The organism is Pseudodesulfovibrio sp. JC047 (genome assembly GCF_010468615.1).
Taxonomy (GTDB): domain Bacteria; phylum Desulfobacterota; class Desulfovibrionia; order Desulfovibrionales; family Desulfovibrionaceae; genus Pseudodesulfovibrio.
In genome coordinates this window covers 1-316 of sequence record NZ_WUEH01000128.1, presented here as the reverse complement: position 1 = coordinate 316, position 316 = coordinate 1, and the positions used below count along the sequence as shown (strand labels likewise).

1 protein-coding gene is annotated in these 316 nt (G+C 34.2%); it reads left to right on the top strand.

The window, feature by feature from the left end; genetic code table 11:
* Positions 1-316: hypothetical protein (locus GO013_RS16875; RefSeq protein WP_163813207.1), on the top strand; the 316-nt coding region annotated here is incomplete at both ends.

Sequence of the window (316 nt, the reverse complement as noted above, 5' to 3'; positions counted from 1 at the left end):
ACCATTTATGCTTTCCGAAGAACGATATTTTGATAGATTTATTAGGAATGCCTTTCATGCTGGATGGCAGAAAATATCTAGAAATACTGCTAGAAGTGATGCAATAAAAACTTTTTTTAAAGAAAAAGAGAATTTGAAAAATGTTTTTGAAAATATACCTGGAAAATTGGCTTTAACTTCGGATTTATGGACCTCTAAACAAAATGTGGGGTACATGGCAATCACATCACATTATATTGATAGTGATTGGGTGATGCAGAAAAGAATGCTAGCATTTTCTAGGCTAGAATTCCCACACACTGGTGCTAGGATAGGG